Below are 12,326 nucleotides of genomic sequence, written 5' to 3'. Positions count from 1 at the left end.
TGATGGCTGAAGCAGCCGTTGATTTCACCGGCATCGTGGTCTCCCGCCAGGACTATCGCGAACATGATGCCCTAGTCCGCTTTTTAACCCAGCAATATGGGTTCAAGACGTTTATCGCGCGCGGATTGAAGCGCCCTAAGGCGAAACTGGCCGGGGTGACTTTACCCTTTACGCTGGGCGATTACGTTGGCGTGGTGCGCGCCCAGGGGCTGTCCCAGTTGCGGACAGCCAAGGGAACGCACCTTTTTCGCCAACCAATGGCGGATATCGTCATTAATGCCTATGCCACTTATATTTTTGATCTGATCCGCATGGCGTTTCCGGAAGGGCAGGCCATCCCGAAATGGTACGATATCGGCAAAAACGTCCTGCTCGGTTTAGACCGCGGTTTGGATGCTGGTATTCTGGCGAATATCGTCGAGATTCAGCTCCTGCCCGCCTTCGGGGTCGCGCCGCAGCTGCGCGTCTGTGCAATTTGCGGGCGAGACGACCGGCCCATGGATTATTCAGAAAGTGCCGGCGGATTGATTTGCAGCCGGCATTGGGCCCAGGATCCCCATCGGTTCCATGCCAGTGCGAAGACCATTTACTACATGCGCCGCTTTTCGGTGGTGAATATTGGGCAGATCCAATCGATCAAGGTGAACAATACCACGAAGGCAGAACTGCGTACCATCATTGACCGAATTTATAGCGACACGGTGGGGGCGTATCCCCGGTCTAAACGGTTTATTGATTCGCTGGGGCAGTGGAACGAGGATTTCAAACCGTTACCGCCCCGAAATGCAGCGCCAAACGACCAGAGGAGTGACGATCATGACGATTAACCAGAAAGTTGGATATCCAATCATTCTCCATCCTGAAACAGAGGGCGGCTATTCTGTCGAAATTCCCGACATCAATGGCGGTTCTTGGACTCAGGGCGATTCTATTGAAGAAGCAATCGAAATGGGTAAAGACCTTATTGGCACAATGCTTCTAGACGAAACAGCACTGCCGGCATCAACCCCGTTGAATCAATTAGCGATTCCCGCCAAGTCTTTTGCCGTACTGATTACTGTTGATTTGACCGCCTATCGCCAGACCCATGCCGCCGTTTAAGATCACTTTCAGAAACCATCTTGTCTCCCGCCGTCTTTTAGCGTATGATGTCTATGAATCATTCGTGAGGAACGGGTAAAGCGCGGTCAAGTCAGCGAGAGCGGGAGAGTGCAAGCCGCCCACGACCAGCGCACGGCACCCGGGAGCGAAGAACAAACGAAGCGCACAGGGCGCAGTCCTGTGAAGTAGGGTGGAACCGCGGTTCATTTTAAGCAGCCACCGTTTTCAAAAGCAAAAAGTCAACAATACCAGCGTTTTTAAGGCTGAAAATGAGGCGTTTTAAGCCATTTTCATTGGCGTTTTCAGACCACGTTTTCAGCCGCTGGACAACATGAAACAACGTGAATTTTGATCAAATAAAATAACAGCCAGCAGGCAATGCCAGCTTCATCCATTTGATTGTGGGTGAGGCTATTTTTATGCATCCGACACAGTTTTTTTAAGACAGTGGGAATGGGAAGGCATGTCAAAGATGCGGCTAAAATTGTGCAGATTTCGTGCAATTTGATTAGCTGTTCACAGGATGACAAGACTTGACTGAAAAATAGCTACTACTTTAGTACCATCTTTTCTACGACTTTAGTCCTATCTTTTTAATTATTTTTGCGATGGCTAGACGCCTACTCTCACAAGGGCTATAGCGTCTGAATAATTAATGAATGTATTGACAGACCTTCATTTTTTAGCACAAGAGCTATAGTATTAGATGTAAGGTAAAGTAATAGATAAAAAACGGTGCCGTCCTTGCGTATATATAATGGAGGGAACTCCAAACCCTCTTGTTGATATATCATTATTATTCCTTCCTGTCATGAGCCGGATGTGGAAAAATTCGGCTTGTGTTTTGGAGAGGGAAGGCAATGAAAAGCAAAGAAAGAAGATGCAATAATGCGAAAAGCAAAAAATCGCTGGATAAAAGACAATGACCAGCTGGACGTGGCCATGATTATGGCAGGCATTCAAACACGCCGTGAACTAGCAAAAAAAGCTGGTCTGGGATATTCAGTATTAACACATCTTGGGGTTTTACCAGTCTCGACTTTAACTGCAGCAAAGATTTCAAGAGCCGTTAATTGCACAGTTGATGAAATGTTTGAAAAAACAGCACAAAAATAGCCATGGATTCAGGCCATGACTAATGATGATGGAAATGGGCTGGACATTATCCAGCCGCTGACACAGGAATCAGCGAATGTATAGTCCAGAGGAAACTATCCTAGTTATTGACAATTACAGGATAGCATGTTTCATTCCTTCTGGCAACCAAAAAAGGAATTTATAACATGATTTATCAACAGAATGGATTCAAAAATTCAGTAATGACCGCAGTACCATCAGTAGAAACAGACTTTAATCAATTGAAAGAAATGGCTCAGCATCCACAACAAGCAAGCGTGGACGAAAACACTGTTAGCAATTTCAAGGCAGGGCAGTTGAAGTACATCGTGGCAGGAACACTAGATGGTGGCAAACGCTCAAATAATACTTACCACGATTCCAGCTTGATTCTGATTGATTTTGATGAGATTACTGACGAATCAGCATTCATTTCAAAAATTTCTACCACACTCGACAGCATTAGCTACATTTTATGGCCCAGCATCAGTTATGGCTTCAAAGGACCTAGATACCATTTGGCGATTGACCCGTCTCGCCCACTGAAGGATAAGACTGAAAAAACAGCAGTCATCGGAATGGTTAATCAGTTGTTGGGCATTCAATCAGATGAGGCTATGACGACTTGGGCCCAGATGTTTAGTGCACCAATCGAGACTGAACAGAACAAAGGCAAGATTGTCATTCATGATGGACAAAAGTTGGACGTGGACGAAGCAATCAAGAATTATAAGCCAGATGATAAACAGGCAACCAAAACAGCGAAGATTGAGGCCATTTATCATTTTGGAAACTCAGCAAAATATAACGATGAATATGTTCATGAGCTGTTGACTGAGTGGGTGGCTGAAAATCAACTTAGTGATGAAAAGACATTCAGCCAGCTCATGATTCAGCTTATCTCTTACTATCAGCATGGAGACATCAGCGAGGGTGCAATGGAAGATGCAATGGACGTGTTGGCTGGAAACAACAATGACTGGAAAGCAAACAACCAAGTCAAAATGGAAGAACATCTAAAGACAACCTATTCTGCAAATTCTGTGCCGTTCAAAGTCTTATTCAAAACCCTTGTTCCCGTCTATGAAAAAGCAAGTGAAGACAAGTCATACACATCTCAATCAATCTCACTAGCCCTCGTGAGAGACGCAAAACAAAGAAAAGATGAAAAGCAACAAGAATTGGAAGCCACGGACCCAAAGACAAAAAAGGTTGCCAGTCTAGATATTTCGGATGTCGCAGACATTTTACTGGCTGACGTACCGATGTGGATGGACCGTAGCCTAGTCAACTCGCCAATCTTTATGTATGACCCAAGCAAAGGCATTTATTCAGCATCAGAGACATTATTTAGTAACCTTGCGCATAAGATTCAGCCAGCGGCTACACAAAAGCAGATAAACGACATTTACAGCATTCTGAGTGATGATGACCGAGTTCGAGATGGCAAGCCAGCCCATGATAAAATGCTGGTGGCATGCCAAAACGGTGTTTTTGATTTGAAACAGCAAAAACTGACCAACTTCAGCCCTAAATTCCATTTCGTGGCGAAGATTGCAACAGCCTATAATTCAACAGTAACAGAGCCAGTTATCAAGACAAAGAATGGTGAATGGAAGCCGTTAGAATGGCTTAAAACGCTTGCAAATGGCGATAAAGAAGTGCTGACTGTTCTCCTTCAGGTGATTGGTGACGCTTGCCAGAGTAGCTACTCTCGGCGTCAAGCAGTGTGGCTGGTTGGTAACCCAGAAAATGCTAAAGTAAATGGTTCAAACGGCAAGTCAACTTTTGAAGCGTTGGTGGAAGCCATTGTGGGAAACGAAAATACAGCCCATTTGAAAATAGACCAGTTCAGCGAACGCTTTGCATTGAATGAGCTAATGGGACGTGCCCTTGTGATTGGCGACGATGTGCAGGCAGGAAAATTCATTGAAGACCAGAGTGCGTTCAATTCAGCGGTGACAGGTGATACACTGCGTGCCGACATCAAAAACAAACAGCCGGTAAATTTTACATTTTCAGGCACCATTGTTCAATCAACAAACGAAATGCCAAAGTTTAATAACCAAACTGGTGGTACCAATCGAAGAATGCTAATTGTACCCTTTATGGCTCAGTTTAATCTGAACGAAGCCAATGAGGAAATTAAGACAGACTACATTCATCGGTCAGATGTAAGAGAATGGCTGTTGAAATATTCACTGATGCTGACTGGTAAGCTAGACAAGTTCGTTCAGCCAAAGATTAGCCAGTCATTACTCAAGGATTTTGAAAAAGGCAATGACCAAATCGCTAACTTTATGGACGAAAATGAGTTCAAATCGACTACGCTTCCAGTGCGGTGGGCTTACCAGCAGTTTGAACAGTTCTGCATGGACAGTGGTTTTCGTCGCCCGCTAAGCAAGCCCCAATTTTCCAAGCGAATGAATGAGTTTGGCTGGGCTAAAAAAAAGACACGAGTTACTGAAGATTCGTTCGTAGAGGGTAACCAATTCGACATAAACATCAGAGAATATATCGGAAAAGCAGTTTGGTGCCTGGTAAAAGCTAAGCAACAGTAACATTTAAGCCACAGCAAGGCGATCCAGAAATGGGTCGTCTTTTTTTTGTTCCATTTTTTGTTCCAATTTTTGTTCCAATTTTTATTGGCTAAAAAAGTGGCCTAAGCCCTACAGCCACAAGGAGTACAGCCGTTTTGTTACCAAACTTTGTTCCATTTTTTTAAATTTTTGGAACAGCGCTATTCCTACAGCCACAATGAGTACGGCCATTTTGTTCCATTTTTCCATTTTTTTTCAACTTAGTTGCTGAAAAAGTTTAGAGGTGTGTTTTTTATAGAAAGTAATTTCTAAAAAAAGTGGATTTTTGGAACAAATCAGCTGCATCGCTTGGCAGAGTAAGTCGGCGCTTGTTCCATTTTTTTATAGAAATGGAACAACTACTGTCCAAAATCAGCTGCATCGCTTGGCAGAGTAAGTGTTCAGCGATTTTAGACAAAGTCAAAAAATGGAACAAAAAATGGAACAGAAAATGGAACAAACCAACCCTCATGCATTAAGTCTCAGTCTGGCAGGTTGCTGAGCTACCTTCGTGGTACGTCTGCTTTTTTACGCCATGAGTAAGACTTTTTTGTCCCTCTCGCAATAATCAAAAATGAGGCTAACGCATGATTCGCCGTCACCCTGCTAATTTGAGCCAGAAAGATGGTCAAGTGATGGGCCATATTTTGTATACCATTGATTCACCTGTATGTGTGTAAAACCAGCACACCACACATGCTTTATCCATTTTGCAATTATACCACTCATGACACACAACCAGACACATTCCAGCTGGCTAACCCATGATTCGCCGTGGCACGTCTAAAAGCCCGTCAGAAAGGCGATTCATAGGATTATGATACGGCGGTATTTTTTTTGCATCACACACATGCTGACGTGAATTTCATTTTTGAAATCGTTCGTCAGGATTCTCGGAATTATGCCACAACACACAGCTGGCTAAGTTTAGCTTAGGGTCCTCGTGCTTGCATGACCATCAATTTTTATCACTTTAGCTACATTAGTAATAGAAGGGCAAAGGAATAAGCATCATTATCACTTGGCATGTTATTGACCTTCATTCATCATCACATTCATTACATTATACATGTAAAGAAGAAAAGGTGAGGAGTAGAAATAAACAATCGCCACATGACATGACCTTCACTCATCATCACATTCGTTACATTATACATGTAAAGAAAAAAAGAAAGGGATATAATTCATGATTGAACTGGAAGAAAAAGAATCAAAAGTAGTATTTGATACAGACGAGGAATACAGTTTCACGATTAAGCGTAGTGCCTATAAGAATTTATGGGCAGACTGCGAAGGCCATATCTACAGACTGACCAAGCGAGGCGGGATGTTTGAAGTTAAGCCCTATGTCAATAATGCTGGCTATGAAATTTGCTCGGTAATGAATAACGGAAAGAGCACAACAGTTACAGTTCAGCGCATCGTGGCCACGGCATGGATTCCTAATCCACAGCATTTATCAGACGTTGACCACATCGATGCCAATAAGTTAAATAACAGCGTCGACAACTTGCAATGGCTTAGTCATCGAGACAATCTGGCGAGACGGACTGCTTTCAGACCTCAGCATCAAGTGTTGAAATTGCAAGACGGTCATGTCATTTGCTCTTATCATTCAATTTCAGCAGCCGCCAGAGATAATCATCTCAGCTTTTCGTCAGTTCGTGGCAGTGCCAATCATCAGTTGTCATTGGATAAGCCTTACTACTTTGAATTTGCACAGGAGGAAAATTAAAACATGGAGAAAGAAAATAGAATCGGTTTCGGCGACGTTTTGATTTATTCGGTGCTTTTGGCCTTGGCGATGAAGTGCACAGGCCTTCTAACCGCTTCATGGGTGGCTATTTATCACTTTAGCCTTTTCGTTCTGATTTACCTAGCTGTATATTTCGTCATCGACTTAGTCATTGCTATCATTGACGCAGTTATCAAGAAGCGTGAAGAGTAATGCTGGCAGAGGACACAATTAGAGATATTTTGACCACGCCCACATTCGGCAAGCAGGCACAAACACTGGCCTGTCACCTTCACGAGCCACTTGAAGATGCTAGTCAAGATTTAATCGTTGAATTGCTAGACCACCGTCTTAAATCATGGGCAGACGAAGATGTTGAAGATGCAGTTGTTCGAGAACTGCCAGAGCTTCAATGGCGAATCACCTTTGCTCGCAAGGACGTAGAGCGTAGGACATGGCATGACGAAAGGGTTGAAAAAGACAAAGTAGAAATGTTGGGGCTTACCATTCCACCAGATACACATAGTGAAGCAGAACTAAATGGGGCAATTGAGCGAGCCAATTCAATCCTGCATAATCATATGTCACAAGAGTGGGTGGAATCAGTATTGCGTTACGGAAAGCGAGAGACGATGGCAAGGTTTGGACAGAGCAACAGACAATTTTCAACAAAACTGCACAAGATGACACTTTACTTAACGACACATCGAAAGGACGCAGATACAGATGAAAGATGAAGAAAGAAAAGCATTGCAAGATTTTGATGAATGGACCCAGACACCAACTATTGACATGCAGGAGTTCATTAACATTCATCGAAGCTATTGCCGTTATGTCGCTATAGACGCTCGTGTGAATTGTCTATACCTACTTTTGGACGATTTCTACGATGCACCACACGATGACCAGAATAAATTTCTAAACAAGTTGTACGAAAACCGGGATTTAATGATGGAGGAAGATAATTAATGAACAATGTAGAGCTTATTGGACGTATTGCAACAGATGTTAAAGCAGGTAATGGTGTGGTCAGCTCACTGATAGCTGTGCATCGGATTTATAAGTCTAAAGACGGAATTGAAGCAGACTTTATTCCACTTTCACTCTTTGGTCATCAAGCTGAAAACTTTTCAAAAATGGTTCAAAAAGGTCAACAGGTTGGGATTGATGGGCAGATAAAAACGAGTGAATATGTTGACCAAAACGGAGAGAAAAGATATGGCTGGAGTGTGGTTGTGTCACATTTTTACTTGCTGAATAGTGGCAGTCATGATGGTGGTCAGCCAAAATTAAGCCAGCAGACAGTGAGTGATTCAACGCATTCAGCATCTCATAATCCACAACAAGATTTGTATAATCAGTATCACCATCAGCAGACAACGCCAACACCTCAGCCAGTCATAAACAAGCAACTTGACGACCTTGACAGTCAGTTAGTGAAAGCAGGCATTCCATTTGACTAGCAGACGAAGAAACAGAAGTCAAAACATATGGCATGAGTGCGGCGAACCATTGTGCCATGTCATCATACCAGTCAATGAAAGACATTGTCCAGCACACAAAGAACAGCACGATGACGAATGGCAAAGAAAGAAGAATGAGTATCGCAAGTCAAAGCTAGGGCAAATGTTAAAAGCACAAAAGGCCAAGCAGTATGACCAAACAGAACGAGACCCAGAAGCAGTTGAGTTTTATCACAGCAAGCAATGGCAGTCAGTCCGTGACTATGTTTATTCTAGAGACATGGCGACGTGTCAATCATGTGGCAATGTGGTTCAGGACCGTAAGATTATTGACCATATCATTCCACGTCGCTTGTGTTCAGCTCAAGAAGCATTAGACAGTAGCAACCTTTGGACCTTGTGTTACAAGTGCCACTATCGCAAGACAAAGCTAGAGCAGATAATTAGCAAGGAACAGAACGGAGACATCATCTTGGCTCACCTTGACCGAGCATGGTGGACGAAGGTACTGCGTGAAAAGAAAGAGGTAAAATAACATGACAGACAAACAGAATGAAGTATTAGTCAACAACAGCAAGAAGTTAAACGGATTCACAATAACAGCAATAGTGATGGCGGCAATGGGATTTTGGATTAATCCATTCTGTATCTTATCAACCATTGGCATTGTGTTCGGCGGCATTGGAATTGCTAAGTCAATAAGCTCAAGGGATAAAACATGGGCAATTATTTCATTGGGATTGAGCATCATGGAGACACTGTTCTGGTTAGTCACCTTTTCAAATGAGCTGGCGGCATTATAACATGGAGGTAAAAGACATGGAAAACGAAAACGAAAACGAAGAGATTGAAAACGCAGAGTTCGATGGAGGAGTTGTAAGAATGTCGGCACAAGGCATGACGTATGAAAGCAACGAAGATAATGAGATTGAAACTGCTGAGTATGCTTGGAAGGTGAACCGAGCAGGACTGTATCAACGTCTGGCAGAACAGATAAACGAAAAGTTGAACCTTGCCATTCAAGGTATGGAGTACGAAGGCATGGTCGACCCATTGGTTCTATACTTTTCCTGTCACGAAATAGCTAGACATTTTTACGACGAACTAGAGAGCCGTGGCTGGTACGTTACTATTGACCAAGACAATGACGTTATCCAAGTCGACATTGTATCGTCCATTGACCAGATGTGTAAGGATGTGGAGGTGATTAACAAAGCACATTACTTTTCTCAAGACGATTTAGCCAGCTTGGAGTAACGGACTAGGTAGTATCTATGGGGTCAGCACACCAGCTGGCTCTTTTTTTTATGGCTACAAAAACGGTGCACACTGCACGTATATATAGTGTAGGCACAAATAGCGAATGATGCACAGCACGAGCATGTTTAACGTTCACGCTTGATAATTACTGCACAAAATAAAATAACAAAATAAATAACACGCAGAACGCTGAACACCCCGCCCCCGTAAGTGTAAGGGGGGACCTCACATAACAAAATGGGTCTCGCCCAAAAAATATGCAAAAATTAAAACTTTTTTTCACATGTATAGCCGCCACAGAAACAGCGTGGTTAAGGCATTCGTGGTGTGTTAAAGCGTAGCAAAAGATACAAAATCACAAGCAAAAATGGACGAAGGAATGGCCTAAAATCAACATTTTTGGTCATTTTAGAGAAAGGAGGGGTCGCAAATGGTTGGCAGAAAGATAAAAATAACAACCAATGACAGTGATAGGGCTGACCAGCGTCGCAGAACCGAAGAACTGATAGACAAAACAAAGAATCTGAACAAGTTACAAGAACGAGCACCAAAACACCTATCAGGCGTGGCTAGGTCAACATGGGAAACGCTTGTTCCTCAATTGAATGCTCAGCATCTTGTTAAGCAAATCGATAAGAACATAATGACCGCACTGTGTGAACAAGTCAGCGTTGAGAGACTAGCTTACGAAGCCATTCAAGACAATGGCGTGGTGTTGGAATCAGGTCGGAAGAATCCAGCGTGTCAAGTTTTAGATAGCGCAACGGCAAAGGTCAAGTCATTGGCTGAATCATTAGGATTAAGCCCAGCGGCAAGAGCAAGTTTGATGAATGTCGAGACAAATGACGACGATGGTAACACTGATGACATAGCAGCCGAATTGGTGAAGAAGGGAGATGATCAATTCTGAGTGTTAAGCAATTTGATTTAACGTCTCCAGACATGACAGTTGATAAGGCTTACAAAATGCAACGTGATGATGGCATATATGATTCTATCGCCGACAAGTATCGTGACCCAGGGACTGTTTATGCTTTTCAAGTTTTGGAGGGCGAGGTATTAGCTGGCCGAGACATTAAGTTGCAAGCCTTTCGACACCTTCAGGACTTAGCCAGAGCAGAGAGCAATCAGGGCGACTTCCCATTCCATTATTCTCTTGATAAATGCCGGGAGGTTTTAGGATTTGCATCACTATGTCCAGACCCAACCACAGGCCGACCATTACCACTAGCGCTATGGCAGAAAGCATTATTGTGTTGGTCTCAGGGATGGCGAAATGAAAATGATGAGCGTCGCTTCCACCGTGTTATTTTTAGTGTCGCCCGGACCAACGGTAAGACTTATCTGACTGTCATTCTGTTATCCTATCAATACCTAATTGCATCTGCCCACTTTCAAAATCAAGACATGGCATACATTGCCCCAGTTTCTCAGCAGAGTAAAAAAGGCTGGAGATATGTAAAGACCACTTTCAATAGGCTGCGTCACAATCAGTTTGGAGACTGGATGAGGAAGAACAAGGTCAAGGTTGGGGAGGAATCAGTCAAATCAAACACCAGTCAGAACCAGCTGTTACGCTTAAGCGATGAATCTGGCCAGTTCGATAGTTACCACCTAGCTTTTTCTGTCCACGATGAGTGTGGCGATGATGGTCGTATTGGCTTAATTAAAGAAAACAACGGCAAAATCACCAGTGGTCAAGTTCAAACGTTTGATAGTCAATCTTGGAATATCTCAACAGCCTATCCAGACAGCACAAGCAGTCTATTTCTGGACGAAAAGATGCTTCGCAATGCCATGATTCACGATGACCAAAGAGCACTAGACGATAACTTGCTGGTTAATTACAGCCAAGACAGCGAAGACGAGGTAAGTAAGCCAGACACTTGGATTAAGTCCAACCCTCTATTGCCTACAGCAGGTAAAACAATGCTTGATTCAATGACTTCAGAGCGAGACACAAAGAAAAATGATGGCTCAATCAGTGAGTTCATCAATAAGAACCTTAATTGCTGGCTGACGGTCAAAGAAAACCGATTCTTAAATGTTCACGACATTCACAATGCTGTCAGCGAAACGCCACCGATTGATATTCATGGACAGACTTGCTACATCGGCATTGACCTGTCCAAATTGTCTGATGATACTGCCATTGCTTTTGTGTTTCCATACCAAACGTCAAATGAGACACACTACTGGATAGAAGAACATAGTTGGATTCCATTAAACCACACTGCTGGCAATATTCTAACCAAGGAAAAGCAAGACGGAATCAATTATCGCCGAGCTGAACAGTTAGGTTACTGTGACATTGCTAAAAACCGGTGGGGATACATTGACGATGATAGCGTAGTCACGTGGTTGGCAGATTATATCGAAACCAACAGTTTGAGCGTCAAGTTTATTTGCTATGACCCATGGGCAATCAGTGATGTTCTTGATGAGCTTAATCAAGTAAACAAGTGGCCTATGATGCCTATTCGCCAGACTGCACATGACCTCGACAGGCCAACTCATCAGCTACAAAAGGCTTTCAGAGAGGGTCGCATTCATTATTCTGACGACCCAATTATCCAATACAGCTTAACCAACGCCATTCTTGTGGGTAATAGTGCTGGTCTAAAGGTTGATAAGGAACGTTACACCAGCAAAATTGACTGCGTCGATGCTATTGTCGATGCTTTTTCGAGGGCAATTTATGAATACAGTGACATTAACCCTGATTTTGACCCAGCATCAGTCAAGAAGGACCCACTGTCTGGCATGTCAGACGAAGAACGGCACGCTTTCTTAATGAATGTCAGCTTCTGATAAAAAACGGTGCATGTTGCACGTATATATAGTGTAGAGATAAAAATAACACGAAACTAAATGGGGTGAAAGATTGGACAAACTAGAACAATTGAAGCAGGCACTACCAATGTTGCTGTTTCTGGCTTCGCTGGTTGCATTTACTGTCGCTGGCTTTTTAATCAATAACATTGTTGGGTTGGTAGTGATGGGAGTTTGCTTGCTGGTTTTAGGTTGGGTATTATCGCCAACTTCACCCCAGACACAAAAGAGATGATAGAA

15 protein-coding genes are annotated in these 12,326 nt (G+C 43.2%); all 15 read left to right on the top strand.

All coding sequences use genetic code 11. The annotated features are described in order from the left end of the window. Positions 1–2 precede the first annotated feature (2 nt). The 15 genes from recO (at position 3) to H627_RS20875 (ending at position 12,321) form a co-directional block, all read left to right on the top strand. Positions 3–827: a DNA repair protein RecO gene (gene recO / locus H627_RS0104920; RefSeq protein ID WP_027828036.1), complete on the top strand. Its 825-nt coding sequence runs from the start codon at positions 3–5 to the stop codon at positions 825–827. Further along, positions 817–1,101 (top strand): type II toxin-antitoxin system HicB family antitoxin, encoded by a 285-nt coding sequence (locus tag H627_RS0104915; RefSeq protein ID WP_027828035.1) that lies wholly within the window; start codon positions 817–819, stop codon positions 1,099–1,101. The genes recO and H627_RS0104915 overlap by 11 nt, the downstream gene beginning before the upstream one ends. Positions 1,102–1,989: 888 nt before the next feature. Further along, positions 1,990–2,217 carry a helix-turn-helix domain-containing protein gene (locus tag H627_RS0104905; RefSeq protein ID WP_027828034.1) on the top strand — a complete coding sequence of 76 codons (228 nt, stop codon included), beginning with the start codon at positions 1,990–1,992 and terminating at the stop codon, positions 2,215–2,217. Positions 2,218–2,384: 167 nt separating this feature from the next. Beyond that, positions 2,385–4,778 (top strand): DNA primase family protein, encoded by a 2,394-nt coding sequence (locus H627_RS0104900; RefSeq protein WP_027828033.1) that lies wholly within the window; start codon positions 2,385–2,387, stop codon positions 4,776–4,778. A 1,204-nt stretch (positions 4,779–5,982) separates the two neighbouring features. Further along, positions 5,983–6,531: an HNH endonuclease gene (locus H627_RS19120; protein ID WP_051225186.1), complete on the top strand. Its 549-nt coding sequence runs from the start codon at positions 5,983–5,985 to the stop codon at positions 6,529–6,531. Positions 6,532–6,534: 3 nt separating this feature from the next. After that, on the top strand, positions 6,535–6,744 hold the full coding sequence (locus H627_RS0104885; protein WP_027828032.1) for a hypothetical protein: 210 nt from the start codon (positions 6,535–6,537) through the stop codon (positions 6,742–6,744). Next, positions 6,744–7,268, top strand: coding sequence for a hypothetical protein (locus H627_RS17060; RefSeq protein WP_051225185.1), 525 nt, complete (start codon positions 6,744–6,746; stop codon positions 7,266–7,268). The genes H627_RS0104885 and H627_RS17060 overlap by 1 nt, the downstream gene beginning before the upstream one ends. Continuing rightward, positions 7,258–7,500 (top strand): hypothetical protein, encoded by a 243-nt coding sequence (locus H627_RS0104875; protein WP_027828031.1) that lies wholly within the window; start codon positions 7,258–7,260, stop codon positions 7,498–7,500. The genes H627_RS17060 and H627_RS0104875 overlap by 11 nt, the downstream gene beginning before the upstream one ends. Beyond that, on the top strand, positions 7,500–7,994 hold the full coding sequence (gene ssb / locus H627_RS17055; RefSeq protein WP_081674684.1) for a single-stranded DNA-binding protein: 495 nt from the start codon (positions 7,500–7,502) through the stop codon (positions 7,992–7,994). Before H627_RS0104875 ends, ssb begins: the two co-directional genes overlap by 1 nt. Further along, positions 7,987–8,529, top strand: coding sequence for an HNH endonuclease (locus tag H627_RS0104865; protein WP_027828030.1), 543 nt, complete (start codon positions 7,987–7,989; stop codon positions 8,527–8,529). Before ssb ends, H627_RS0104865 begins: the two co-directional genes overlap by 8 nt. Before the next feature lies 1 nt (position 8,530). Then, positions 8,531–8,797 carry a hypothetical protein gene (locus tag H627_RS0104860; RefSeq protein ID WP_027828029.1) on the top strand — a complete coding sequence of 89 codons (267 nt, stop codon included), beginning with the start codon at positions 8,531–8,533 and terminating at the stop codon, positions 8,795–8,797. 16 nt (positions 8,798–8,813) lie between these two features. Beyond that, a complete protein-coding gene (locus H627_RS0104855) occupies positions 8,814–9,251 on the top strand; it encodes a hypothetical protein (protein ID WP_027828028.1) in 438 nt (145 codons plus the stop codon). Positions 9,252–9,684: 433 nt separating this feature from the next. Then, on the top strand, positions 9,685–10,164 hold the full coding sequence (locus H627_RS0104850; protein WP_027828027.1) for a phage terminase small subunit P27 family: 480 nt from the start codon (positions 9,685–9,687) through the stop codon (positions 10,162–10,164). Positions 10,165–10,220: 56 nt separating this feature from the next. Continuing rightward, a complete protein-coding gene (locus H627_RS0104845) occupies positions 10,221–12,065 on the top strand; it encodes a terminase TerL endonuclease subunit (RefSeq protein ID WP_258456954.1) in 1,845 nt (614 codons plus the stop codon). Positions 12,066–12,174: 109 nt separating this feature from the next. Further along, positions 12,175–12,321, top strand: coding sequence for a DUF1056 family protein (locus tag H627_RS20875; RefSeq protein WP_081674682.1), 147 nt, complete (start codon positions 12,175–12,177; stop codon positions 12,319–12,321). The last annotated feature ends 5 nt before the right edge of the window (positions 12,322–12,326 follow it).

The organism is Schleiferilactobacillus harbinensis DSM 16991, assembly GCF_000425885.1.
Classification (GTDB): Bacteria; Bacillota; Bacilli; order Lactobacillales; family Lactobacillaceae; genus Schleiferilactobacillus; species Schleiferilactobacillus harbinensis.
Note: the sequence above shows the minus strand (reverse complement) of the source record. Positions and strands in the feature narration are given on the sequence as shown.

Coding starts and splice junctions, on each gene's coding strand:
- recO (WP_027828036.1), top strand. CDS start 3: ATGGCTGAAGCAGCCGTTGATTTCACCGGCATCGTGGTCTCCCGCCAG.
- H627_RS0104915 (WP_027828035.1), top strand. CDS start 817: ATGACGATTAACCAGAAAGTTGGATATCCAATCATTCTCCATCCTGAA.
- H627_RS0104905 (WP_027828034.1), top strand. CDS start 1,990: ATGCGAAAAGCAAAAAATCGCTGGATAAAAGACAATGACCAGCTGGAC.
- H627_RS0104900 (WP_027828033.1), top strand. CDS start 2,385: ATGATTTATCAACAGAATGGATTCAAAAATTCAGTAATGACCGCAGTA.
- H627_RS19120 (WP_051225186.1), top strand. CDS start 5,983: ATGATTGAACTGGAAGAAAAAGAATCAAAAGTAGTATTTGATACAGAC.
- H627_RS0104885 (WP_027828032.1), top strand. CDS start 6,535: ATGGAGAAAGAAAATAGAATCGGTTTCGGCGACGTTTTGATTTATTCG.
- H627_RS17060 (WP_051225185.1), top strand. CDS start 6,744: ATGCTGGCAGAGGACACAATTAGAGATATTTTGACCACGCCCACATTC.
- H627_RS0104875 (WP_027828031.1), top strand. CDS start 7,258: ATGAAAGATGAAGAAAGAAAAGCATTGCAAGATTTTGATGAATGGACC.
- ssb (WP_081674684.1), top strand. CDS start 7,500: ATGAACAATGTAGAGCTTATTGGACGTATTGCAACAGATGTTAAAGCA.
- H627_RS0104860 (WP_027828029.1), top strand. CDS start 8,531: ATGACAGACAAACAGAATGAAGTATTAGTCAACAACAGCAAGAAGTTA.
- H627_RS0104855 (WP_027828028.1), top strand. CDS start 8,814: ATGGAAAACGAAAACGAAAACGAAGAGATTGAAAACGCAGAGTTCGAT.
- H627_RS0104850 (WP_027828027.1), top strand. CDS start 9,685: ATGGTTGGCAGAAAGATAAAAATAACAACCAATGACAGTGATAGGGCT.
- H627_RS0104845 (WP_258456954.1), top strand. CDS start 10,221: ATGCAACGTGATGATGGCATATATGATTCTATCGCCGACAAGTATCGT.
- H627_RS20875 (WP_081674682.1), top strand. CDS start 12,175: ATGTTGCTGTTTCTGGCTTCGCTGGTTGCATTTACTGTCGCTGGCTTT.